Here is a 24266-nt window from a genome sequence, read left to right as displayed (position 1 = left end):
CCGGTTCCAGCCATTCGCAAAGTGATATTGTGCGAGGGAGGAAGCGGGGCCTGATGGGCGGTCTATGCGCTTGTATCATTCACCCTATTGAGGATTGGGATTGTAAATAGCCAAACGCGCCCGTCTCATGAATTCCGTGGCCAGTTGAGTCGTTTCTACATTCTTATCCTCCAGCGTAGCGGCGCCGATCAATCCGCCGGGAGTGTAGCCGCCTCCGCCAGATGAGATTTCCTGCGGGGGGACGATGACATCTTGCGTTTTCGCGTCAACCAGCGATACCGAACCGCGCATCGTACTTTCCCCGCCGATCAGGACCGTCTGTCCAACGCCAATGATATTGACACTGTCGATTTTCACGACCGCAACAGCGTCGCGCGGCCCATCCGACCACAGCAACACGCCCGATGCCTTGCGCAATTCGTCCCTGACCGTAGAGGCCGGAACTTTTCGACCGGATGTCGCCGCGCCAATCGCCGATACGTCGATCTGTGCTTCACGAACGCTTATCTGTTGTGCCTGCTGAGCCGAGAGAACAGGTTTTTTTGGTGCCGGCCCCGCGCAGGCGGCCAATGTCGCAGCAACCGCCGAAACCGCAACAAGTTTGAAGATTTTATTCATTCAACAACCCCAAGTTAACATACCTTCATTAGCAGATTATCGCCTGTGTAAAATCTAATCAATCTATCCGTTTAAATTTTAATCATTTGCCGGATGCGGTCCTAATCATCGGCCAGTGAAATTTGCTTCGGATTCAATGGGGCTGCCGCGGGTTCCCCGAGGCTCTGGCGCCATGATTTGCTTGATCAACTTGTAAATATTCCCCTGAGTTGAAGCCAGGCCGGCGATTCCGGGCGATAACCGTTGGAGAAAGTCTTTGCATCAGTCAAGGGATCGTACGGGTCTATCGAGCTGGTAAATGATAAGTGTATTTTTGAATATTTATCTGATCTCAATGGTTGTGAATTAAAAAGTGCGCTGTAATTATGAAGGATTCTTAGTCGATTAAATTTGATGAATATCGGAACATAGTTTTATTATTATGCATGACTTGATTTGATTGGGAGTATGCAGGAGATGTGCGGGATGAAAAGCTGTTGGGTTTGGGCGCTGTAAATTTCGATTCTACTTGGATTTATGACGTCACAGATAAAAATGGTTGATGCCGGGAACTGGAAAGCAAGCTTTCCGGTTTCGGCTTCACGTAGAACGTTCAAGGTGGCGACTTCACCCAACGTAAAAATGAGTTGAGCCTGTTGAACTCTGTAGACTCGTTGCTATCTTACGTGAGCGGACCGGGCCCCTCTGACGGAAGATTATCTACCGTGATGTCGGCCGCATCGGGATGATCCGATGCCGCGGCGGTCCAATGCTTGCAGCCAATTCCAGGTCGTTCCGATTGATATCAGTAATCGAGAGGAGCAAACACCGTGGAATTTCTTTTTGCCGATTGGCTAGGCACTCCCGCATGGTTCTGGCTGGCCTTCCTTGGTCTGGTCGTCGCACTGACCGCATTTGACCTTGGCATCCTCCACAAGGAGGATCGTGAGATGGGAATCGGGGAAAGCCTGAAGCTTTCCGCCTTTTACATCGGTATCGCGCTGCTGTTTGGTTTGTGGATCTGGTATGCCCGCGGACCGGAGCCAGGGATGCAGTATTATACAGGCTTCTTTATCGAAAAGGCGCTGTCGATTGACAACGTATTCGTGATCAGCCTCATCTTCTCCTATTTCGCAATTCCCCAAAAATATCAGTACAGGGCCCTTCTCTGGGGTATCATGGCGGTGATTGTGCTGCGTGGTCTCATGATTGCCGGCGGTGCCGCGCTCGTGAACCAGGCTTACTGGATCATATATCTCTTCGCGGCGTTCCTTATCTTCACAGGTGTGAAGATGTTCTTCGCGGGTGACGAACCAGTAGACGTGGCCAACAACCCTGCCGTCCGATTTATCTCGAAGCACATGCCGGTGACGCAGGAGCGGCACGGCCAGCGTTTCTTCGTGAAAGTCACCGACCCCAAGACGGGCAAGCTGGCAACGGCAGCGACGCCGCTGTTCCTGGCTTTGGTGGTGATCAATCTGGCCGACCTGGTTTTCGCGGTAGACAGCGTGCCGGCGATCTTCGCGATCACGACGGATACCTTTATCGTCTATACGTCGAATATCATGGCGATCCTGGGTCTGAGGGCGCTCTACTTCGCGCTTGCCGCAATGGTGCATCGTTTCCACTATCTGAAATACGCGCTTGCTGCGGTGCTGGTGTTCATAGGGACCAAGATCTTTGTCGCCGACTTCATACTGGGCGGTGGCAAGTTTCCACCTGCATTAAGTCTTGGGGTTACCTTTGCGTTGATCGCGGTCGGTATAATCTACTCACTTTGGAAGACCCATCGGACTGAAAAGGTCAGCTGAGCATCTTCTTTGCTTTGACGCTGCGCAGGCGGCGTCATCATGGACGGGTGCAGGCCGGGGATCATCATCTCCGGCCTGTTCCTTTGGAGAGAGGAACTTGTGATCCGGTAGGATTGCCGCCAACAATATACGCATGCTCCAAGCATGGCGCATAGTATGCGAAAACTGTAACGTTTCCAGTCTGATAGGCATTGGCGATGATTCGAAAGGGGGGGTATGACTGCAACCGAATTTGATTTGCATATTGGCGCTCATAAAACGGCGACAACTTACATTCAAAATGTTCTGAAGAAGTCAAAATTCCGCCCGGGAACATTATACATTCCCATGTGGGAGTTCAGATCTGGCTTGGGGAGAGAGATAGGGCAGAAAAAAATATCTAAGCTTCCGGAATATATGTTTGATAATGATCATGTTATTATATCGGAAGAGAATTTATCCGGTGCGGCGCTGGGTGGGCTTAGCCTATATCCCAGAGCGCATAGAAATCTGAAGATATTTAACGACCTTTCAGGAAGGATTCATGTCTGTATCAGAAAATATTCTGAATTCTTTCCATCTTGCTGGATCGAGGGGAATTTGCGTAAGGTCGCAACCAGCCCATTTGATGTTAAATTCCCTCAACGCACATGGATAGACTATCTGGAAGAGGTTTCAGGAGCACTGCCAAATTTCAAGATAATGGTTTGGGATTACTCGGATTTCAGAGGTAACGAAGATTTCTACATAAGAATGATATCTAATAACTCTATTGCTGAAATAGGAGAGGTAAAGACGAATACCGCCAGGGTATCTTTGAGCCATGTTGCATTTGATGCTCTCAAGGCCTGTGCCGAGTTTCTGGATCCGAAAGAAAGGGCTATTTTGACAAGGCGACTGGCGCAAAAATTTCCCGCCGGGAAGACATATCCAAAATTTTCTCCGTATAGCGAAGATGAAATATCCTCCATGGATGATCGCTACAGAAAAGACTTGATGGATATAGATTCGAGATACGGTATTATTAGACCCTCGACGAAGGTCACGTAAACGCCCGTCAATCCGGCAGGAATACGCCCGCGCAAAACCGGGCTGATGAAACGTCAAAGTGACGCGAACACAAAGAATTAGCAGAAATCCGCTTGCATTTATTGCGGTTATGGGCGAATTATCGCTTATAACCGGGATTGGTATCGCTCATGGATGAATTCAAAGACGCGCTTGAAAAATTAGCGAAAAAGCGCGCTTTGCGTGAGGCGCGAGAAAGGCAGAAAATCCGGGAGGATCTGGTAAGGGGCCTTATCGATGATCATGCAGATGACGAGCCAGAGGCTAAATCGCCGCCGGATTCGAAATGCTCCATGATCTGGCCCCGTCAGAGAATGCGGCTCGCACCATTCAGATATGGCATCCTGATGGGGGTGCCGAAAACCTGCGCTGCGTAGCTTGGCTGACACGGCTTCGGCGGCCGGAATGGCCGGGCTGTCAAACTCGGTAATTGCGACCTCATCCCGACCGGCGGATGCCCTGGCGGTGATGGTGAGATCCGGTTCTGACCGCCTCGTATATTTGTCCGCCGCATCTTGCGAGCATCGGGGTTGATCGCATAACCGCACACCGGATTGCGGCCTGAACTGATTACGAAACATTGCCGGAGGTCCAGCGTCATCCGAAAGCGGTCGCCCGCAAACGTATCCTGTCGCGACCACACAGCAAACAAAATCGGAAACCTGCAGGCATATTTTCTGAAAATCGGAAATAATTATATTTTATATCAGTATTTTGCATGGATACTGGCGATCCCGGAAGGACTTGAACCCTCAACCTGCCGATTAGAAGTCGGCTGCTCTATCCAGTTGAGCTACGGGACCGCATATCCGTCTTTTGCGCGATGCAGAGGAATTGCGCAACCCGATCCTGACACGGATCGGATCAGTTCAGCGGCTCCTGCAAAGGATAACGTCCATCTTCGAACTCGCCGAACATCTCGACCACTTCGGGATGGTTCAACGGCTCGCCCGACATATCAAGAATCAGATTCTGCTCGGAGACATAGGCGACGTAATAGGTCGCCTCGGTTTCGGCATAGAGGTGATAGAAGGGTTGATTCTTGGAGGGGCGTATGTCTTCGGGGATGGAATCATACCATTCCTCGGTATTCGCGAATTGAGGATCCACGTCGAAAATGACACCGCGAAACGGCCGCTCCTTATGGCGGACGACCTGCCCAAGACTGAATTTTGCGCGGGGCATCTTCATATACAACGGTCCCTGACCTTCCTGACATCGTACCGAACTGGCGGGGTTTTAATGTCCAACGGCGCTTCTGTCCACCATCAGACAGGCCGTCCCCGACCAAAATCTCAAAAAGTTCAATCCGGGTCAGATGCCCGCGTCAGTCGATCGGGGCAGGGGGAACGCGTTGGGTCACGAAGTTCGATTTGCGCTTCTCGTAAAAGGCATTGCCACCCGCTACGAGAACATAGTGCATGTTGTCATAGGGAAAGCTGTAGCCCGCGGTATGGAAGAACTTTGCGCTCTGGACCCCGCGTTGCCTTTCGCCGTTCAGGACCGCATGCGCTGCCTCTTTCACGTCGGGAAGTGCTTTCGAGTTCATCGGCCTGCTCAGCACACCCGGTGCGAACTGGTTCTTCTGGCCGACGACGCCGCACACCGTATTGGGGAATTCATCCGACTCGACCCGGTTCATGACAACCGTGCCGACGGCGATCATCCCGTCCCTGCTGGATCTGTTCGCCTCGAAGAAAATGGCGCGCTCCATGCAATTCAGATCCTTGCTTGAATATCTTGCGCGCGTATTCTTGTTGCTCGAGCATCCGGCGAGGACGATGATCCCCGCGCACAGCCCCAGCCCGAGGCATCTAGAGAAACTGCTCATCCTGTCCCACCTTATTGTACTTGCTTATTATACTTGCCTGTTTGCCCCTCTCCGGCCATGAAATGCCGTGTGGGCTTTGTTTGATTGCGGTTATTTTGCCATTAGTGGCGTTGTCGCGCAAGACAGATGCAAGGGATGAGCAGGAAAGCGCGCCGGTCAGATCATCGCGTTCGCTGCCGCCGAGGCCAGTGGGGCGACATGACGGCGGAATTCCTCGGGCTGCCATTCGGACAGGTTTCCGGCAATATGAATTGCGCCTGCGGGGCGGTTGCCGGGGCCGGGAATGGCGACGCCGATGGCCACTTCTCCCATCAGAATCTGCTCAATGGCCAATGAGTGACCATTCTGCCGGGTCAGTACGATTTGCTCGCGGATGGCTTGCGGATCGGTCAGGGTGCGGGGGGTTACCTGTCGCATCTCGGCGGTGGACAGCAGGGTGTTCACCTCGTTATCCGGCAGCATGGCCAGCACCGCCCAGCCCCCTGATGTGCAATAGGTGGGAACGCTGTGGCCTATGAGCGTGGCGAAGAATACCTCTCGCTTGCTTTGCAGCCGGGCGGCGTAGACCATCCTTTGACCGTCGAACAGCGACAGATCGACCCGTTCCCGGACAGTGCGGCGCAGTTCCTGCAGGATCGGGGTCGCGCGGCGGATCAGAGGATGCATGCGCAGGTAATTATAGGTCAGATCGAGAATCCCCAGATCAAGCAGGAAGCCGCGGCCGTCATCGCTTAGCCGCATATATCCAAGCTCTCGAAAGCTGTGTGCGATTCTTTGCGCGGCGCTGCGGGTGATTCCGGCGCGGCTGGAAATCTCGGCAAGAGAAAGCGGAGCGTCGCTATCCCGGAATGCCTCAAGCACCCGCATTGCCTTGCCCAAGGATTGGACAAATACCGGATCCGACTGTGCCCTGAGGGCTTTCGGTTGCATCTTCGGACTCATGTGGATCAAATCGTTGACATAAAACTGTGCCGCGACGTAACCTTTATATTCAATGCAACTGTATCGGAATGCAATACATTAATATTCGTTGGCGAATGCCGGACAGGCCAGCAATTCATGTTAACATGGCTGCATCTTTCCGGGTCTCGTGTCGATCGAATCAGTGACACCCCGCACCCATTGGGCAGCGTCTCGCTTTGCTCTGGGAAACCGCAACAAGACGGGGGCACGGATACTCACCAACAGGGAGAATTACATGCTCAAGAAACTGACCGCCGCGTTACTGGCATCGACATTGATGACCGGTGCGGCATGGGCCGAGAAGACCATCACCGCGGTGATGCATTCCGGTTTGCGGGTACTCGACCCGATCATGACCACGGCGCATATCACCCGCAACCATGCCTATATGATCTATGATGTCCTGCTTGCGCAGGATTCCAATTTCGAGCCGCAGCCGCAGATGGCCGATTGGGAGATCTCGGAGGACAAGAAGACCTATGTCTTTACGCTGCGCGACGGGCTGAAATTCCACGATGGCGCGCCCGTGACAGCCGCCGACGCGGTGGCTTCGCTGAATCGTTGGGCGCAGAACGACACGGGCGGTCAGGTTATCATGGACCGCACCGAGAGCCTTGAGGCGACGGATGACAAGACGATCACCTGGACGCTGAAGGAACCGTTCGCACCCATGCTGACCGTTCTGTCCAAGCAATCCGCCATTCCGCCATTCATCATGCCCGCCCGCGTGGCCGAGCAGCCCGCCGATGAAACGGTCACCGATTATACGGGTTCGGGTCCGTTCATCTTCGCCGAGGAAGAATTCCAGCCCGGCGTCAGCGTGACCTATCGCAAGAACCCCGATTATGTCCCGCGCGATGAACCGGCAGACGGTATGGCGGGTGGCAAGGTCGTGAATGTGGACGCGGTCAAATGGGTCACCATGGGGGATATCCAGACGGCGGTGAACGCCATCCTGAGCGGAGAGATCGATTATATCGAAGTCCTGCAAGTTGATTTGCTGCCGCTTCTTGAAGGCGATCCGAACCTGACCGTCGAAGTGCGGGAGCCGGTCGGTTACCAGACCATGGCCCGCCTGAACTTCCTGCATCCGCCTTTCGACGATCAGAAAATCCGTCAGGCGGCGCTTTACGCCATTTCTCAGGAACCCGTACTTGCCGCCATGGCGGGAAATCCCGAATATTATACCATCTGCGGAGCGATTCTTGGATGCGGCGCGCCGCTGGAAAGCCCAACCGGTGCCGAGACGCTGGTCGAGGGGAACGGGATCGACAAGGCCAAGGAGCTTCTGGAAGAGGCTGGCTATGATGGTACCCCGGTGGTCCTGATGGCGCCGACCGATGTCGTGACACTGGCGGCCCAGCCGGTCGTGGTCGCGCAGCAGCTGCGCGACGCCGGATTCAATGTCGATATGCAGCAGATGGACTGGCAGACGCTCGTCACCCGCCGGGCCAGTCAGTCCGCGCCTGCGGATGGCGGCTGGAATATTTTCATCACCAACTGGCTGGTGCCCGAGATTTCCGATCCGATCAGCAACCCGATGCTGAACGGAAGCGGTGATGACGCATGGTTCGGCTGGCCGACCGACGAGAAGATCGAAGAGCTGAAGGCCGAATTCATCGCGGCGGAAGGGGACGAGGCGCAGAAGGAGGCGGGTGAGAAAATCCAGCAGCATGCGATCGACAACGTGCTTCTGATTCCGCTTGGTCAATACGGCTTCCCGCAAGCCAGAAGAAACACGATCACCGATATGATTCCGTCGCCTGTTCCGGTGTTCTGGAACATGAACAAGGCCGACTGATCTTCGGTTCAAGGCCCGTGGCGGGGCGGCCTGTTCCGGCAAGCTGCCCCGTAAACGTCCGGTCCATCGTTTCAAGGAGTTCCGATGTTCGGCTATATCCTGCGGCGTATCCTGGCTGTCATTCCGGTGATGCTGCTGGTTGCAGTATTCGTGTTTCTTCTGCTTCGCCTTACGCCTGGCGATCCGGCTGCGATCCTTGCCGGAGATATGACGACGCCCGCCAAACTTGAAAATATCCGCGAGGCCATGGGCCTGAACGAGCCTTTGCATATCCAGTTCGCGAAATGGATCGGCCAGCTTGCGCGGGGCGATTTGGGTACCTCCCTGATCTCAAGCACGCCGGTATCCTCGATGATCGCCTCCCGTATCGGTCCTACTCTGTCGATCGGGGTGCTGACCATATTGATGTCGGTGGCACTCGCGATCCCCATGGGAGTGCTTGCGGCATGGAAGCACCGCAAAGGCGCGGATTACGTGGTCATGACATTCTCGGTTCTGGGTTTCTCGGTTCCTGTCTTCGTGACCGGCTATATTTTCATCCTGATCTTTTCGCTGAAGCTGAACTGGTTTCCGGTGCAGGGCTATGCGCCGTTGTCGCAGGGGCTGGGCGCGTTCATGACCCATGCCTTTCTTCCGGCGCTCACGCTGACGACGATCTATGTCGCGCTGATCGCCCGGATGACCCGCGCCAATATGCTTGAAGTTCTGGGCGAGGATTACATCCGTACCGCAAGGGCGAAGGGCGCATCTGAAAGGCGGGTGCTGTTTCGGCATGCGCTAAAGAATGCCGCCGTGCCGATCCTGACCGTGATCGGCACAGGCTTCGCGCTGCTGATCGGAGGCGTGGTCGTCACCGAGACGGTATTCAATATCCCCGGAATCGGCCGTCTGACGGTCGATGCGATCCTGGCGCGCGACTATCCGGTGATTCAGGCGATGATCCTGCTGACGAGCTTTCTTTATGTGCTGGTGAATCTGGTCATTGACCTCAGCTACACCTTCTTTGATCCAAGGATACGCTACTGATGTCACAGCCTGCTCAGCCCGCGGCCGCAATGCAGCCCATCCTGCGCGTCTTCCGGCTTTCACATTTTGGATTAGGCCCGAAGATCGCGGTCGTGGTTTTGTCGCTGATCGTTATCTGTTCGATCCTGGCACCCTGGCTTGCGCCCCATGATCCGCTGCAGATGGATCCTTTGTCCCGTCTCAAGGGGCCGATGGAAGGCTATCCGCTGGGTACCGACAATTACGGGCGCGATATCCTCAGCCGTGTGCTGATCGGAGGGCGGCTGTCACTGTATATCGGTATATTGGCGGCGGTCGTCTCAGTCATCATCGGTCTGGTCATCGGTCTGGTCGCGGGGTTCTACCGTATGGCGGATGCGATCATCATGCGGATGATGGATGCGCTAATGGCCATTCCGGCGATCCTTCTGGCGATTGCGCTTGTTGCGCTGAACGGTCCTTCGGTCACGTCTGTTATCGCGGCGATCACCATCCCCGAGATTCCCCGCGTTGTCCGGCTGGTGCGCGCCGTCGTGCTGGCCGCGCGCGAAGAACCCTATGTCGAGGCGGCGCTGGCGCTGGGATCGTCGATGCCGAAGATCCTGATCCGGCATTTGTTGCCCAATACGCTTGCGCCGCTGATCGTGCAGGGAACCTATGTCCTTGCCTCGGCCATCCTGACCGAGGCGCTGCTGTCGTTCCTTGGCGCGGGTGTCAGTACCGAAACGCCGACCTGGGGCAATATCATGGCCGAAGGGCGGTTGTTTTTCCGGATCAAGCCGGATCTGATCCTGTATCCGGGAATCATGCTGTCGCTATGTATCCTGTCGATCAATCTTCTGGGCGATGCGGCGCGTGACATGCTGGATCCGCGCCTCAAGAAACGGGCGGGGTAGGTCATGCAGTTCAAGTCACGAAACTTCGACGCCAGCCCCGTCGCCCTGACCGCCGAAAACCTGACGGTGACGTTGCCGGATACTGCCGGACAACCGCAGGTCCTGAACAATATTGGTATAACCATCAGACAGGGTGAAACGGTCTGTCTGGTTGGTGAATCCGGGTCGGGAAAATCCGTCACATCGCTTGCGATCATGGGGTTGCTGCCCGAGGCGCTGCAGGTCACCCAGGGCAGGATCAATCTCGAAGGCCGGGATCTGCTACCGCTTACGCAGGTGCAGATGCGCGAATTGCGCGCCGCCCGGGTCGCGATGATCTTTCAGGAGCCGATGACCGCGCTTAACCCCGTGCTGCGGGTGGGCGATCAGATCATGGAGGTCATGGAGCTTCACACCGAGTTTTCTGCGGCCGAGCGGCGCGCGCGCGCCATCGCGATCATGGAGCAGGTTCATCTGCCGGATGTGCCACGTATTTTCCGATCTTATCCGCATCAGCTTTCCGGTGGCCAGCGGCAGCGGATCATGATCGCCATGGCGCTGGTACTGGAGCCCGTCCTTCTGATCGCGGACGAACCTACGACCGCGCTTGACGTGACCACCCAGAAGCAGATCCTGTCGCTGATCGCGGAATTGCAGCGGGTTCATGGCACTGCGGTCCTGTTCATTACCCATGACATGGGCGTCGTGGCCGAGATCGCGGATACGGTCTATGTGATGCGGCGCGGTGAGATCGCCGAACATGGCCCGGTCGAACAGCTCCTCCGGCAGCCCCGGGCCGAATACACGCGCGAACTTCTGACGGCGGTGCCCAGCCTGTCGCCGCGCGCGCCCAGACCGGCCGGAGAAGAGGTGGTGTTGCAGGTCACGGATCTGAACAAGATATATGGCGGCGGCGGGCTGTTGCGAAAACACCCTGAAACCCATGCGGCCAAGGATGTCACTTTCACCCTTCACCGCAGTCGCACATTGGGGATCGTGGGTGAATCCGGTTCGGGCAAATCCACGGTCGCACGCTGTATCATGCGGCTGATCGATCCGTCATCGGGGCAGATCCTGCTTGACGGCAGGGATATCGCCAATCTTGGCCGGAACGCCCTTAAACCTCATCGCAAGAAACTTCAGGTGGTGTTTCAGGATCCGATGCGATCGCTGAACCCAAGATGGAAGGTTGCTGACAGCCTGATCGAAGGACCGTTGAATTATGGCACCTCCCGCAAGCAGGCGCTGGCCGAGGCTGGCCGGATGCTTGAATTCGTCGGGCTTCCCGAAGGTTCATTGCGGCGCTATCCCCATCAATTCTCGGGTGGGCAGCGGCAACGGATCGCCATCGCCCGCGCGGTGATGATGCGGCCCCAGGTTCTGGTCGCCGACGAGGCGGTCTCGGCGCTTGACGTTTCGGTTCAGGCGCAGGTTCTGAACCTGCTTGACCAATTGCAGCAGGAACTGGGCATCGCTATCGTTTTCATCACCCATGATCTGAGGGTCGCGGCACAGATCTGCGACGATGTGATCGTGATGCAGCGGGGCGTTGTCGTCGAACAGGGCTCTGCCGCTGAAGTGCTGGTTCATCCCCGGCACGACTATACCCGCACCCTGATCGAGGCCGCGCCCGGCCGCAAATGGGATTTCCAGAATTTCCGAGAAATGACCGAGGTGAACCATGCCGATCCTGCATGAAATCCAAGCATTCACGCCAGAACTCGAAGAGGTGTTTCGCGACCTGCACGCAAACCCCGAAATTGGTTTCGAAGAAACCCGGACCGCCGGGATCGTAGCCGCGAAATTGCGGGATTTCGGCTTTGACGAGGTTCACGAGAATATCGCCGGGACCGGTGTCGTCGGATTGCTTCAGGGGCGGGGTCAGGGAAACCGCCGGGTCGGATTGCGCGCCGATATGGATGCGTTGCCCATCGAAGAGACCAGCGGGCTGGACTATGCCTCGACGGCCCCGGGCAAGATGCATGCATGCGGTCATGACGGCCATACGACCATGCTGCTGGGCGCCGCGAAATATCTTGCCGGCAGCCGTAATTTCGATGGCACGGCGGTGATGATCTTCCAGCCTGCAGAAGAAGGACTGGGCGGCGCGCGCGGGATGATTGCCGATGGCTTGTTCAAACGCTTTCCCGTCGATGAGGTTTACGGGATGCATAACGACCCGTCCGGCGACCCGCAAAGAGCCAAGATTTGCAAGGGAACGGCGATGGCGGGGGCGTCATTCTTCGATATCAAGGTGAAGGGCAGGGGCAGCCATGCCGCCATGCCGCATCAGTCGCGCGACGCCCTGATGATCGCCTCGGCGCTGGTCGGGCAGTTCCAGTCCATTCTGGGCCGCAACCTGCCCCCGCTTGAAAGCGCCGTCCTGTCGGTCACGCAGATCCATTCGGGCAGCGCGTATAACGTGGTTCCCGAGACCGCGTGGATCGCGGGTACCGTACGATATTTCAAGACGGCAAGCCGGGATCTGATTGAAACCCGGATGCGCGAGATCTGCGAAGGCTTTGCCAAAGGTTTCGGCGTGACCATCGATGTCGAGTTTCGCAATATTTTCGACGTGCTGAACAATGACGCGGTTCTTGCGGATGAATGGCTGGCGGCGGCGGCCGATATCGTAGGCCCGGATATGGTCACCGATCAATGCGAACCCGCGACCGGTTCCGAAGATTTCGCCGATATGCTGCAGGTCGTTCCCGGCGCTTATGGCAGGGTTGGCCATGCGGGTACGGTGCCGCTGCACAATCCGGGCTTTGTGCTTGATCCCGGGATATTGCCGGTGGGCGCATCGATTTACGCCCGCATCATTGAACGCCGTCTGCCACTGGAGGTCGCATGAACCCGCTGAATTTGCCTTTTGACGATGAAGAAATCCTGAAAGGGCTGCGTCCCTGGATCGAATGCGAAAGCCCCACCTGGGACGCTGCGGCGGTCAGCCGCATGACGGCGCTGGCGGCCCGAGATCTGGCGGAAATCGGCGCGAGCGTCGAGATCCTGCCGGGAACGCAGGGTTTCGGAGATTCTGTTCGCGCCACCTTCCCGCACCCCGATCAGGGAAAACCCGGGATCCTGATTTCGGGGCATCTGGATACGGTCCATCCGGTCGGAACGCTTGAGAAACTGCCTTTCCGGCGCGAGGGCGGATTGTGCTACGGGCCGGGAATTCAGGATATGAAGGGCGGCAATTTTATCTGCGTCGAAGCGATGCGCCAAATCCTCAAGGCCGGGTTGCAGACCCCGCTGCCGGTGACCTTCCTGTTCACGCCGGACGAGGAAGCCGGCACCCCCTCGACACGGCAGCTGATCGAGGACGAGGCACGGGGCAAACGCGCCGTTCTGGTGCCGGAACCCGCAAAGGAAGATGGCGGCGCGGTGATCGGTCGCTATGCGATCGCCCGCTTCAACCTTCTGACCCATGGCCGGCCCAGCCATGCCGGATGGGCGCTTAAAGACGGGCGGTCGGCGATTGCCGCCATGGCCCGGAAGATTCTTGAAATCGAAGCAATGACAACGGACGACTGCACCTTTTCCGTCGGTGTCATCCATGCCGGGCAATGGGTGAATTGCGTGTCCTCGGAATGTCGTGCCGAAGCGCTTACGATGGCCAAGACCCAGGAGGATCTGGACGGCGGAGTCGCCGCGATGGAAGCTCTTCAGGGCGAGGAGAACGGAGTCACTTTCGAAGTTACGCGGGGCGTTACCCGCCCGGTCTGGTCACCCGACAATCCCGGCACACTGGAGCTTTACGAAATGGCAAGGAGGTTTTCCGCGGAACTGGGCTTCGAACTGACCGCAGGAAGCTCGGGTGGCGGATCAGATGGCAATTTCACCGGCGCTATGGGCGTTCCCACGCTGGATTCCATCGGGGTGCGAGGCAAGGGGCTGCATACCCTGAACGAACATATCGAGATCAAAAGCCTGAGCGAACGCGCCAGGCTTGCGGCGGGATTGCTGATGACCATTGATGCTTGATTAACCCGGAACATGCGCAGGGTTGGAATGCGCGAGGCAGAAAGCGCGGATGGTTTCTGAACTGCTTTACGCGGGAGGCCGCAGCTTTAGCTGGTGAACGGCTGTCGACGCACAGTCGGAAAGGTTCGTTGCTGACTTCTTATGACCGGTTTCAAGATAACCATCTTTCGATACAGTTCTCGACGCTTTGGCTGACAAATGGTAACAAGAAGCCATGGATGGCTGGTGAGGTGACTTCGCCCGACGCCAGTCTGTTGTGAAAGTTGTATAGTGTATCCTGTTGTTTTCATATGTGCTTTTGCAATTTTGGCGGTAATTGCATTCGCGACGCCGATGTCTCAGGCGCGTCAGTTTGATCGCAAGGTTATCCTGCTAAGCTGCCCTTCCGATATTGCCGAACCGAAGCGGCTTTGTCAGGCAGTGGTACAAGCCCTGGCCGAAGAAATCCCGTCCAGTGTCATCAGGAATGACGCTCGCGGCGATGACGTGCCATCCCGGCCACGCGATGCGGCTGTGGCGTTGATGGTGTCCGATGTGACCATGCAGGGGATGACCGGCAGGCTTGACTGGCAGGTCGGGCAAGGCCCGCGTCAGAATGGCCCCGAGATGCGGCTTGGCGTGATGGATACGACGTTGTTACCGAAAATCGATGATCGCTTCATCCGCTCGCTCATCGATGCAAGTGCAGGGATGCTGAATGCCCTCAACCCGGTCCGGAAAGAATAATGCCGGAATTCTGTCGCAGAACTGCGGAAGAGAACGCAAGATAAAGGTTTATCATGTCTCAGATGTCAAATGCCGGCGGAATCCTGTCCTCAAACTTGATTGCAATGCCATTTACGACCGCAGTTTCGGGAAGCCACCGGACGAATATTATTGAAACCAGAGACGCGCCGGACGACGCGACAACCAATTACAGGATCGGGATCGGAGATACGTTCAGCGGCAATCTGGATACATTTGGCGATCGGGACTGGGTGGCGATCAACCTGACCGATGGTGCACGCTATAAGTTTGATCTGATGGGCGCCGGCAGCGGCATCGGGACGCTATCTGACGCTTTTCTATACCTTTACGATTCCAAAGGAAATCTTATCGATACCGATGACGATGGCGGGACGGGATCTGAAGCGTCGATGACTTTCACGGCAGATGTTACGGGAACCTACTATCTGTCTGCGGCAAGTTACAGCGACAACCAGACCGGCACTTATCGGCTGGCTGCTGAAAGAGTGGCCCCTGCCTCGCTGGACAGGCTTGCCACCTACCTGACAGATGGGTTCTGGAAAGATCAGGGTGAGCCTTCGCATGCCTTCGATACCTCGGCCAGTAATCGGATCTCTGCTGATATCAGTGGGTTGACGGTCGCCGGACAGCAACTGGCGCGCTGGGCGATGCAAGCCTGGGAGATGGTTGCCAATATCGATTTCCGGATCGTCAACAATTCCAATGCACAGGTCGTGTTAGACGATCAGCATAGCGGAGCATATTCCACCTCGAATTTGAGCGGTGGCAGGATTATCGATTCCTTCGTCAATATCGGCACCAGTTGGCTGACGACCTATGGCGCGACATTGGACAGTTATTCATTTCAGACCTACCTTCATGAGCTTGGGCATGCGTTGGGTCTGGGGCATCAGGGCAATTACAATGGATATGCCACATACGGGGTCGATGAAGATTTCATAAATGACAGCTGGCAACTATCCGTCATGTCCTATTTCAGCCAGACGGACAACACGACGGTCAGTGCCGATTATGCCACCCTGCTGACGACGATGATGGCGGATAATATTGCCATTCAAAGCCTTTACGGTCGCCCCGGTGGTTCCAGCCCAACGGCGGGAAATACCGTTTGGGGGGCGAATAGCAATCTCTCGGGCTATATGGGGCATTTTGCGGATTACCTGGCCGATGGTAATGGAAACGGGCATTTTTCTGGCACAACCCCGGTCGCGCTTACCATATTCGATCGCGGTGGCCGTGATACGCTGAACCTTTCATTCTCCACGGGCAATGATCGGATTTCGCTACGGCAGGAAACCTTTTCGGATATTGACGGTGTAACCGGCAATCTGGGCATTTCACGCGGCACGGTGATCGAGAACCTGATCGCCGGTTCCGGCAATGATTTCATTCAGGGAAATGGTGTTTCGAATAAAATCAAAGCCGGTGCGGGGAACGATACCGTGCGAGGCGGATATGGTGCGGACCAGTTATTCGGCGGAGACGGCTACGACACACTGCTTGGCGAAAGCGGGAATGATATACTGCACGGGCATGGCGGAAACGATTCGCTGCTGGGACATGCCGGCGATGATGTGCTGTATGGCGGCGGTCGGGCGGATAGGCTTCGCGGTGGAAACGGGGAAGACAGGTTATATGGTGAAACCGGTAACGATGTGCTGTTCGGCGGCGCCGGCAGGGACAAGCTTTCTACCGGTGCTGGGAATGACAGGGCATATGGCGGTTCCGGCAAAGACTATATTTTTGGTGGCACCGGCAATGACGCGATATTCGGTGACGGCGGCAACGATCGGCTTTTCGGTGATGTCGGAGCGGATACTCTGACTGGCGGCGGAGGACGTGATACACTCATCGGCGGTGGCGGGGCCGATATGTTCCTCTTCTCGACCGGCGATGGTCATGATGTCATCAAAGGCTTCAGCAGAAATGACACCGAAGATATCAGTCTGACCCAGATCATCGCGATCAACAATTTTGCCGATTTGGTGAATAATCATCTGCGGAACGCGCATGGCGATGCCATGATCGTATACGGCACCGGCTCGATCCTGCTCGCCGGGGTCAATTTTGGCGATATCGGGTTCGGTCGGGCTTATGATGCCGATGATTTCATCTTCTGATGGGTAATAAGCGCCATTTCAGCTTCGCAGAGAGCGCCAGAGGCCCAGCAAGACGTCGAACAGGTCCCCGAACCGTGCCAGCAGATGCTCTCGTTCAAGGCCGGAGGTGGCGTTTTCCTGCTCCAGTCGTTTCACAAGCTGCAGCAGGCGACGGCGATGCGTTCCGGTCAGAACCTGCACCGGATCTGCGGCGAGACCTGCAAATGTCGTCACAACCGAACCAATCATGGCCAGAACGATGCCGGTCAGGATGACTTGCGCCGGGGTCAACGCGACCGGGAAAACCGAATACCACATCCGGCCGAGCCCCTTTCCAAGCAGGAATTCATTCACCGCGCCTGAATAGGCCCGCATTTCCGCCATGGGACCTGCAAGCGAGATAATTCCCGGCGTCGCCTGATGGAACAGCAGCAGCCCGGCAATCAGCACCAGAAGCGATGTCGTGATCTCTGACACGGCGTTTCTTGTCTCGACATGGCGGGCGATCCGGGCTTCGATGATTTCCGGCGGAGTATCCGGCACAATTCCCTGGGCGCGTAGCCGTGTGATAAAGGCATGCAAATCGGCTTCGATCCGGCGCGCCATATCGGACTTCAGGAAAATGTGCCGGCGCGCCAGCCATGCTCCGACGCGCTTTGCCCCAACCGCGGAGAACAGAATAGCGGTCAGTTTGATCAGCAGGAAGACTGGCGCCAATGCCACATTCACGGGTGCGCGTAGCAAATCCAGCCCGAAAGCCGCCCGGTGCAGCGCAAAGGTGCCGCGAATGCCGTATCGGGCCTTTACAAAGCGGTCGACTTCGGCGCGGAGCAAGATATCATCGTTACGGTTTTCAGTGGCGGCGCCGGGCATGAGATATCCGAATCTGGGCGTTCCCTATCTCTTCAATATGGTGCCTTTAGCGGCGCCTTAAATGGTGCGGGCGGCGGGAGTCGAACCCGCACGGGCCAAGCCCTAGCGATTTTAAGTCGCTTGTGTCTACCGTTCCACCACGCCCGCATCATGCGCCATTCAAGGCCGTTGCAGCAGTGGCTAGCCAAGCCCTGCGGATTAATCAAGCGGAACTTGCACAACGGTTTTACCCAGAAACCCGCAATATGTCTGCCGGATTACTTTGCCCTAATAGCTGCGGGTCGGACGGTCGAATACCTTCCTGCCCATAAGCGAACCGACCAGATCGACCATCAGCTTGGCAGTCCGGCCGCGCTCGTCGAGAAACGGATTGAGTTCCACAAGATCCAGCGACGACACCAGCCCGGATTCATGTAGTAATTCCATCACCAGATGCGCCTCGCGGAAAGTGGTGCCTCCGGGAACGGTCGTTCCGACGGCGGGCGCGATCGACGGGTCAAGGAAATCGACATCTAGAGAGACATGCAGCAGACCATTCGCCGCCTGAACCCGGTCAAGGAAACTGCGCAAAGGGGCGGCAATGCCCTGTTCGTCAAGGACGCGCATATCATTGACCGTGACATCGCTGTTTTGCATGGCCGCAAGCTCTGCCGGATCGACGCTTCGAATCCCGAACATGCAGATATTCTCGCCGGGGATCGGCGCGGGAAAATCCGGGAAGGGTGCGAATCCCGGGCGGCCAATGGCATAGGCCATCGGCGTGCCGTGCAGGTTGCCGGATGTCGTGGTCTGGAGACTGTGGAAATCGCTATGCGCGTCCAGCCAGATCACGAATTGCGGGCGCCCCAGCCGGGCTGCATGGCTGGCGATACCGGCGACGCTGCCAAGCGCAAGTGAATGGTCGCCCCCCAGGATGATTGGCATCCCGTCTGCCAATGCGGCGGATGTGGCGTCGCGCAAGGCTTTCGTCCAGCCGATGATTTCGGGCAGATGATGAACTGCGGGATTGTCGCAGATCTCCTGTCCTGGCGCGGCGGGAATGACATCGCCCCGATCCTCGACACTATGACCAAGCGCTTCAAGCGTTTTCACAAGGCCCGCCACGCGATAGGCCGCTGGTCCCATCAGGCAGCCCGGGCGGCGCTGTCCTTCGTCTACGGGCGCGCCCAGCAGGATGCAGTGGGTCATCCGGGTTCTCTCCTGTTGTCATTGCGAGTGGACCATATCAGCTTGAGCCTGCATTGCCATATCTGCCGTGCGGCGGTGGATCGGAACCGTGGGGCCCGGTAAACCGATCTGGCGGAATATGCGACATCTCCGGAAATGGAAAAAGGGGCCGCAATGGCCCCTTTTTCCATTCGATATTCCGGTGACGGATCAGGCCAGCATTCCCATCGGATTTTCCAGATGGCTGACGATTTTTGCAAGAAACTGTGCTCCCAGCGCGCCATCAATGACCCGATGATCGACCGAAAGCGTCATCGACATCATATTGCGCACCACGATTTCGCCATCCTCGACCACCGGTGTCTGGATGCCTGCACCCACGGCAAGGATCGCGCCATGTGGCGGATTGATGACGGCGTCGAAATTCTCGATGCCAAACATACCCAGATTCGAGATCGCAAAGCTGCCGCCCTGATATTCATGCGGGGCGAGTTTCTTGTTCTTGGCGCGATTGGCGAGATCCTTCATCTCGGTAGAAAGCGCGGACAGGGTTTTCTGATGTGCGTCCTTCAAAACCGGGGTGAACAGCCCGCCTTCGATCGCTACCGCTACCGCGACATCCGAAGGCTTCAGCTTGATAATCCGGTCGCCCGCCCAGACGGCGTTGGCGTCGGGAACCTCTTGCAGGGCAAGCGCACAGGCCTTGATGATGAAATCGTTGACCGACAGCTTGACGCCCCGCGCTTCGAGCTGCTTGTTCAGATCGCCGCGGAATTTCATCAATGCATCCAGCTTGGCCGAGCGGCGCAGATAGAAATGCGGGATGGTCTGCTTGGCTTCGCCCAGACGCTGGGCAATGGTGCGGCGCATACCGTCAAGCGCGACTTCTTCCGTTTCGCGGTCGGCATAGATTTTGGCGATCGCGTCCGCAGATGGTCCGGCTGGTGCTGCCGCAGCCGCAGGGGTTGCCGCAGTTTCGGATTTGGCCGGCGCCGCGCCCGGTTTGGCGTTCTCGACATCCGCCTTGACGATCCGGCCGCGCGGACCACTGCCTTTCACCGCTGCAAGGTCCAGACCTTTCTCGGCGGCGATACGGCGCGCAAGCGGGGATGCAAAGATCCGGTCGCCGCTGTCGGATTTCGGTGCGGCGGGAGCCGTGGAGGCCGAAGCCGCAGGGGCCGATGAACCGGCCTCCTCAGGGGCGCTGGCTTCTGAAGTGTCGGCCTTGGGTGTTTCGGCAGAGCTGTTCGATTTGGCCGGGGCGGCGCTTGCCTTGCCGATATCATCGGCGCTCTCGCCATCTTCCAGCAGCACGGCAATCGCGGTGTTGACCTTGACGCCGGCCGTTCCTTCCTCGATCAGAATCTTGCCGATTTTGCCTTCATCGACGGCCTCGAATTCCATCGTGGCCTTGTCGGTCTCGATCTCGGCGATGATATCGCCCGATTTGACTTCATCGCCCTCTTTCACCAGCCATTTCGCCAGCGTGCCTTCCTCCATCGTCGGAGAAAGCGCGGGCATCAGGATTTCCGTTGGCATGTCGCTTACTCCTTACTTGTAGGTGACCTTCTTCACCGCTTCGACGATCTCGGGCACGGTGATAAGGGCGTGCTTCTCGAGATTGGCGGCATAGGGCATGGGCACGTCCTTGCCGGTACAGTTGATCACCGGAGCGTCCAGCCAGTCGAAGGCGTTCTCCATGATATAGGCGGACAGGTGATTGCCGATGGAACCCACCGGGAAGCCTTCCTCGACCGTCACGCAGCGGTTGGTCTTCTGAACCGATTCGATCACGGTTGCATAGTCGATGGGGCGCAGGGTGCGCAGGTCGATCACCTCTGCCTCGATCCCTTCCTCGGCCAGTTTCTCCGCGGCGTCCAGCGCATGAGTCATGCCGATGCCGAAGCTGACGATGGTGACATCGCTGCCCGAGCGGGCCACGCGGGCCTTTCCGAATGGGATGGTGAAGTCATCCATATCCGGAACTTCGAAACTGCGGCCATAGAGGATTTCATTCTCGAGGAAGATCACCGGGTTGGGATCGCGGATCGCGGATTTCAGCAAGCCTTTCGCGTCGGCGGCGGTAAATGGCATCACCACTTTCAGGCCGGGGATCGCGGCATACCAAGCGGTGTAATCCTGGCTATGCTGTGCCGCCACGCGGGCAGCCGCGCCGTTCGGGCCGCGGAACACAATGGGGCAACCCATTTGCCCGCCTGACATATACAGCGTCTTGGCGGCAGAGTTGATGATCTGGTCAAGCGCCTGCATGGCGAAGTTGAAGGTCATGAACTCGACGATCGGGCGCAGGCCGGCCAAGGCAGCCCCGGTGCCGATGCCGGTAAAGCCCATCTCTGAGATCGGTGTATCGACCACGCGGCGTGGACCGAATTTGTCCAGCAGGCCCTGCGAAATCTTGTAGGCGCCCTGATATTCGCCCACTTCCTCGCCCATGAGGAAAACCGTCTCGTCGCGGTCCATCTCTTCTTCCATGGCCTCGCGAAGGGCTTCGCGCATGGTCATGGTTTTCATCTTGGTGTCTTCCGGCCAGTCCGGACTGCGGTCGGCCTTTGCCGCTGCGGGCTCGGATTTCGGGGCGGCGGGGGTGGATTCCGCGCGGGTGGTCGTCTGGCCGGTATCTTCGGGATGACCGCCTTTGTCATCCGCGTCCGAATCAGCCTCATCCGAACCGGCAGAGGCGCTGGCCTGAATATCGTCTGCGCTTTCGCCTTCCTCGATCAGCACGGCGATGGGGGCGTTGACCTTCACGCCCTCTGTTCCTTCGGTCACGAGGATTTTGCCAAGGATGCCCTCATCCACGGCCTCGAATTCCATCGTCGCCTTGTCAGTCTCGATCTCGGCGATGATATCGCCTGCCTTGACCTCATCGCCTTCCTTTTTCAGCCATTTCGCCAGCGTGCCTTCTTCCATGGTCGGCGACAGGGCGGGCATCAAAATTTCGGTTGCCATATTCGATCGCTCCCTTACGCGTGCTCTTGGGCCGAACCCTGCGGCAGGTCTTCGGCGTAAATATCGGTCCACAATTCTTCCAGAGCAGGCTCGGGGCTGTCCTTCGCGAACTCGGCCGCGTCGTTCACGATTTCCTTGATTTCCTTATCGACGGATTTCAACTCGTCCTCGGTCGCGTGTTTGCCCTGCAACAGCAATTCCCGGACATGTTCGATGGCATCGCGCTCGTCGCGCATTTTCTGCACTTCCTCACGGGTCCGGTATTTCGCCGGATCGGACATGGAGTGTCCGCGATAGCGATAGGTCATGATTTCCAGGATATAGGGCCCCTTGCCCGCGCGGCAGTGGGCCACGGCTTTCTCGCCCGCGGCCTTGACGGCCAGAACATCCATGCCGTCCACCTGTTCGCCCGGGATGCCGAAAGCTTCGCCGCGTCCGAACAAGCTGTTCGATTTGGTCGAGCGCTTGACCGAGGTTCCCATGGCATACTGGTTGTTCTCGATCACGAAAACGACCGGCAGATCCCACAGCTCGGCCATGTTATAGGTCTCGTAGACCTGACCCTGGTTTGCTGCGCCGTCACCGAAATAGGTGAAAGTGACATTGTCATTGCCCAGATATTTGTCGGCGAATGCAAGCCCCGCCCCCAACGGCACCTGCGCCGCGACGATCCCGTGACCACCATAGAAATGCTTTTCACGGCTGAACATATGCATCGAGCCGCCCTTGCCCTTGGAATAACCGCCTTCGCGACCGGTCAATTCCGCCATGACGCCGCGCGGATCCATGCCGCAGGCAAGCATATGGCCGTGATCACGATAAGAGGTGATGCGTTTGTCGCCCTCTTTCGCGCATGCTTCAAGGCCGGTAACGACAGCTTCCTGTCCGATATAAAGGTGACAAAAGCCGCCAATCTGACCCATGCCGTAAAGCTGGCCTGCCTTTTCCTCGAATCGGCGGATCAACAGCATGTCACGATAATATTTCAGCAATTCGTCCTTGGAAGTATTGGACGGCGCCGATTTGCTGGCAGCGGGTTTTCTGACCATGCGGGCATTCTCCTGCGGGACTGGTTCGAAATAGTTCAGCGTTAAACTATCCGTATCGTATCCCGAAAGTCGGTGCAATGCGGGAATGCCACAGAGCCGAGGACCTATTGAATGATGATCTCGTCAGGGCGTATCAGGCCCAGAACTTCACGCGCACGCTCGTCCAGCAGGTCGAGATCCAGATACTCATCCGAAAGCCGATGCGTCAGGTTCTGCATCTCGCTGACCTCTTTCTGCAGGCGCTGGCGCTCGACCATCAGTTCTTCGGCCTCCGACTCGACCTGGACGCGGCGAAGAATGCCGGAGGGGCCCTGCACCGCGGCAAAGGCGAAATAAAGACCAAGCATGAAAATCAGTACGAAAAAGATACTGCTGCTGATCGACAGACGCTGGGACATGTTGAACTGCTCGTTTGTTTTGCAGGGATCATGCCACAGACGGGCGGGCAGGGGAATCCCCCGCAGACTCATGTCTGGGTCTGGAATATTTTTTCAATCCGTGCGGCCTCATCGGTCAGGCCCCAGGGCGGATTGCTGACGAACATGCCTGACCCGATCATGGAATGGCCGGGGCGGGCGGGCGGAAAGCGGATTTCCGAGATCAGTGCCCCCGGATGTGCCGAGCGCAGGGTTTCGGTCATTGGAAGATGGCGAGGATCTGTCAGGACCGGATACCAGAGCGCGATGATGCCCACATTCCACTTGCGGGTCAGATGGGCAATCTGGCGGGGTAACTCCGCATAATCCGTCTTGATCTCGAAGCTGGGGTCGATCAGCAACAGTCCCCGGCGGGGGGTTGGCGGACAGATCGCCTGTGCCATTTGCAGCCCGTCCTCGTGCCGGATCGTTGCGAAGCCGGCGATCCGGGTCAGGGCGGCATGTTCCGCCGGATGCAGTTCAGCAAGGAAGGCACGATCGCCCGGGCGCAGAAAATGACCGGCGATCAGCGGAGAGCCGGGATAGGCCGATGCGCCGTGCCGCGCCCGCGTTTCCGCCAATGCGGACAGCAGGGGATGGTCCGGCGCAAGCCAGCCTTCCGTCTGGGCGCGGAGGATGCCGGCCTGCGCTTCGCCGGTTCTGACTGCTTCGGGACCGTCAAGCTGGTACAATCCGCGACCGGCATGCGTCTCGATATAGGTCAGCGGTTTGTCTTTGCGGGTCAGGTAATCCATGGCCGTCGCAAGCAGGGCATGCTTGTGCAGATCGGCTGCGTTTCCCGCGTGATATGCGTGCTGATAACTAAGCATGACACGGACATAGCCTTGTCTGCCGGTTCCGAAAAGAGGGGAAAGAAGGGTGGGGGGGCGCCCCCGGGGGGGGGGGGGGGGGGGCCGGCCACCCGGGGCCCGGGGGGGGGGGGGGGGGGGGGGGGGGGGGGGGGGGGGGCCGGGGGGGGGCGGGGGCCCCCGCGCCCCTCGCAGACCGGCTAAGGAGCAACATAGCCG

Annotated in this window: 22 protein-coding genes and 2 tRNA genes; 11 read left to right on the top strand and 13 right to left on the bottom strand. The window is 57.5% G+C overall.

Annotated elements, in window-relative coordinates:
- Positions 1 to 84: 84 nt before the first annotated feature.
- Positions 85 to 618: a hypothetical protein gene (locus tag Q0601_RS18940; protein ID WP_305291471.1), complete on the bottom strand. Its 534-nt coding sequence runs from the start codon at positions 616 to 618 to the stop codon at positions 85 to 87.
- 809 nt (positions 619 to 1427) lie between these two features.
- Between Q0601_RS18940 and Q0601_RS18935 the strand changes: the two genes are divergently transcribed.
- The 3 genes from Q0601_RS18935 to Q0601_RS18925 all read left to right on the top strand — a co-directional run bounded on the left by Q0601_RS18935 (position 1428) and on the right by Q0601_RS18925 (position 3832).
- Complete coding sequence (locus Q0601_RS18935) at positions 1428 to 2408, top strand: TerC family protein (protein ID WP_305291470.1); 981 nt, start codon at positions 1428 to 1430, stop codon at positions 2406 to 2408.
- 216 nt (positions 2409 to 2624) lie between these two features.
- Positions 2625 to 3437 (top strand): hypothetical protein, encoded by an 813-nt coding sequence (locus Q0601_RS18930; protein WP_305291469.1) that lies wholly within the window; start codon positions 2625 to 2627, stop codon positions 3435 to 3437.
- 149 nt (positions 3438 to 3586) lie between these two features.
- Positions 3587 to 3832 (top strand): hypothetical protein, encoded by a 246-nt coding sequence (locus tag Q0601_RS18925; RefSeq protein WP_305291468.1) that lies wholly within the window; start codon positions 3587 to 3589, stop codon positions 3830 to 3832.
- Positions 3833 to 4181: 349 nt separating this feature from the next.
- Here Q0601_RS18925 and Q0601_RS18920 read toward each other — a convergent pair.
- From Q0601_RS18920 to Q0601_RS18905, 4 genes are all read right to left on the bottom strand, one after another.
- Positions 4182 to 4258: transfer RNA gene (locus Q0601_RS18920), tRNA-Arg, on the bottom strand.
- Between the two features lie 61 nt (positions 4259 to 4319).
- The gene (gene hspQ, locus Q0601_RS18915) at positions 4320 to 4646 is read right to left on the bottom strand and encodes a heat shock protein HspQ (protein WP_119751345.1); all 327 of its coding nucleotides are present in this window, start codon (positions 4644 to 4646) and stop codon (positions 4320 to 4322) included.
- 136 nt (positions 4647 to 4782) lie between these two features.
- Positions 4783 to 5286: a cell wall hydrolase gene (locus Q0601_RS18910; protein ID WP_119751344.1), complete on the bottom strand. Its 504-nt coding sequence runs from the start codon at positions 5284 to 5286 to the stop codon at positions 4783 to 4785.
- A gap of 156 nt (positions 5287 to 5442) precedes the next feature.
- Positions 5443 to 6216 carry an IclR family transcriptional regulator gene (locus Q0601_RS18905; protein ID WP_305291466.1) on the bottom strand — a complete coding sequence of 258 codons (774 nt, stop codon included), beginning with the start codon at positions 6214 to 6216 and terminating at the stop codon, positions 5443 to 5445.
- Between the two features lie 268 nt (positions 6217 to 6484).
- On the opposite strand from Q0601_RS18905, the gene Q0601_RS18900 reads away from it, so the two are divergent.
- From Q0601_RS18900 to Q0601_RS18865, 8 genes are all read left to right on the top strand, one after another.
- Positions 6485 to 8050 (top strand): ABC transporter substrate-binding protein, encoded by a 1566-nt coding sequence (locus Q0601_RS18900; protein WP_305291465.1) that lies wholly within the window; start codon positions 6485 to 6487, stop codon positions 8048 to 8050.
- A gap of 84 nt (positions 8051 to 8134) precedes the next feature.
- Positions 8135 to 9076: an ABC transporter permease gene (locus tag Q0601_RS18895; RefSeq protein ID WP_305291464.1), complete on the top strand. Its 942-nt coding sequence runs from the start codon at positions 8135 to 8137 to the stop codon at positions 9074 to 9076.
- Positions 9076 to 9951, top strand: a complete 876-nt coding sequence (locus tag Q0601_RS18890; RefSeq protein ID WP_305291462.1) for an ABC transporter permease — start codon at positions 9076 to 9078, stop codon at positions 9949 to 9951. The genes Q0601_RS18895 and Q0601_RS18890 overlap by 1 nt, the downstream gene beginning before the upstream one ends.
- Before the next feature lie 3 nt (positions 9952 to 9954).
- Complete coding sequence (locus tag Q0601_RS18885) at positions 9955 to 11628, top strand: ABC transporter ATP-binding protein (protein ID WP_305291461.1); 1674 nt, start codon at positions 9955 to 9957, stop codon at positions 11626 to 11628.
- Positions 11612 to 12784, top strand: coding sequence for a M20 aminoacylase family protein (locus Q0601_RS18880; protein WP_305291460.1), 1173 nt, complete (start codon positions 11612 to 11614; stop codon positions 12782 to 12784). The genes Q0601_RS18885 and Q0601_RS18880 overlap by 17 nt, the downstream gene beginning before the upstream one ends.
- Positions 12781 to 13917: a M20/M25/M40 family metallo-hydrolase gene (locus Q0601_RS18875; protein WP_305291459.1), complete on the top strand. Its 1137-nt coding sequence runs from the start codon at positions 12781 to 12783 to the stop codon at positions 13915 to 13917. Before Q0601_RS18880 ends, Q0601_RS18875 begins: the two co-directional genes overlap by 4 nt.
- Positions 13918 to 14250: 333 nt before the next feature.
- On the top strand, positions 14251 to 14643 hold the full coding sequence (locus tag Q0601_RS18870) for a hypothetical protein (RefSeq protein WP_305291458.1): 393 nt from the start codon (positions 14251 to 14253) through the stop codon (positions 14641 to 14643).
- Positions 14644 to 14696: 53 nt separating this feature from the next.
- Complete coding sequence (locus Q0601_RS18865) at positions 14697 to 16784, top strand: M10 family metallopeptidase C-terminal domain-containing protein (protein ID WP_305291456.1); 2088 nt, start codon at positions 14697 to 14699, stop codon at positions 16782 to 16784.
- A gap of 18 nt (positions 16785 to 16802) precedes the next feature.
- On the opposite strand, the gene Q0601_RS18860 is transcribed toward Q0601_RS18865, so the two are convergent.
- The 8 genes from Q0601_RS18860 to Q0601_RS18825 all read right to left on the bottom strand — a co-directional run bounded on the left by Q0601_RS18860 (position 16803) and on the right by Q0601_RS18825 (position 24068).
- On the bottom strand, positions 16803 to 17636 hold the full coding sequence (locus tag Q0601_RS18860; RefSeq protein ID WP_305291455.1) for a DUF6635 family protein: 834 nt from the start codon (positions 17634 to 17636) through the stop codon (positions 16803 to 16805).
- 62 nt (positions 17637 to 17698) lie between these two features.
- Positions 17699 to 17783 (bottom strand) — tRNA-Leu (locus tag Q0601_RS18855).
- A gap of 120 nt (positions 17784 to 17903) precedes the next feature.
- Positions 17904 to 18824, bottom strand: coding sequence for an arginase (gene rocF / locus Q0601_RS18850; RefSeq protein ID WP_305291454.1), 921 nt, complete (start codon positions 18822 to 18824; stop codon positions 17904 to 17906).
- Between the two features lie 189 nt (positions 18825 to 19013).
- Positions 19014 to 20342 carry a pyruvate dehydrogenase complex dihydrolipoamide acetyltransferase gene (locus Q0601_RS18845; RefSeq protein ID WP_305291453.1) on the bottom strand — a complete coding sequence of 443 codons (1329 nt, stop codon included), beginning with the start codon at positions 20340 to 20342 and terminating at the stop codon, positions 19014 to 19016.
- A gap of 12 nt (positions 20343 to 20354) precedes the next feature.
- A complete protein-coding gene (locus Q0601_RS18840; RefSeq protein WP_305291451.1) occupies positions 20355 to 21773 on the bottom strand; it encodes a pyruvate dehydrogenase complex E1 component subunit beta in 1419 nt (472 codons plus the stop codon).
- Positions 21774 to 21787: 14 nt separating this feature from the next.
- Positions 21788 to 22822: a pyruvate dehydrogenase (acetyl-transferring) E1 component subunit alpha gene (gene pdhA / locus Q0601_RS18835; protein ID WP_305291450.1), complete on the bottom strand. Its 1035-nt coding sequence runs from the start codon at positions 22820 to 22822 to the stop codon at positions 21788 to 21790.
- Positions 22823 to 22926: 104 nt separating this feature from the next.
- Positions 22927 to 23220 carry an FtsB family cell division protein gene (locus Q0601_RS18830; protein ID WP_305291449.1) on the bottom strand — a complete coding sequence of 98 codons (294 nt, stop codon included), beginning with the start codon at positions 23218 to 23220 and terminating at the stop codon, positions 22927 to 22929.
- A 68-nt stretch (positions 23221 to 23288) separates the two neighbouring features.
- On the bottom strand, positions 23289 to 24068 hold the full coding sequence (locus Q0601_RS18825) for a 23S rRNA (adenine(2030)-N(6))-methyltransferase RlmJ (protein WP_305291534.1): 780 nt from the start codon (positions 24066 to 24068) through the stop codon (positions 23289 to 23291).
- Between the last annotated feature and the right edge of the window lie 198 nt (positions 24069 to 24266).

It is taken from the genome of Paracoccus wurundjeri, from assembly GCF_030678915.1.
GTDB lineage: Bacteria > Pseudomonadota > Alphaproteobacteria > Rhodobacterales > Rhodobacteraceae > Paracoccus > Paracoccus onubensis_A.
This window is presented reverse-complemented; position numbering and strand designations above follow the sequence as displayed.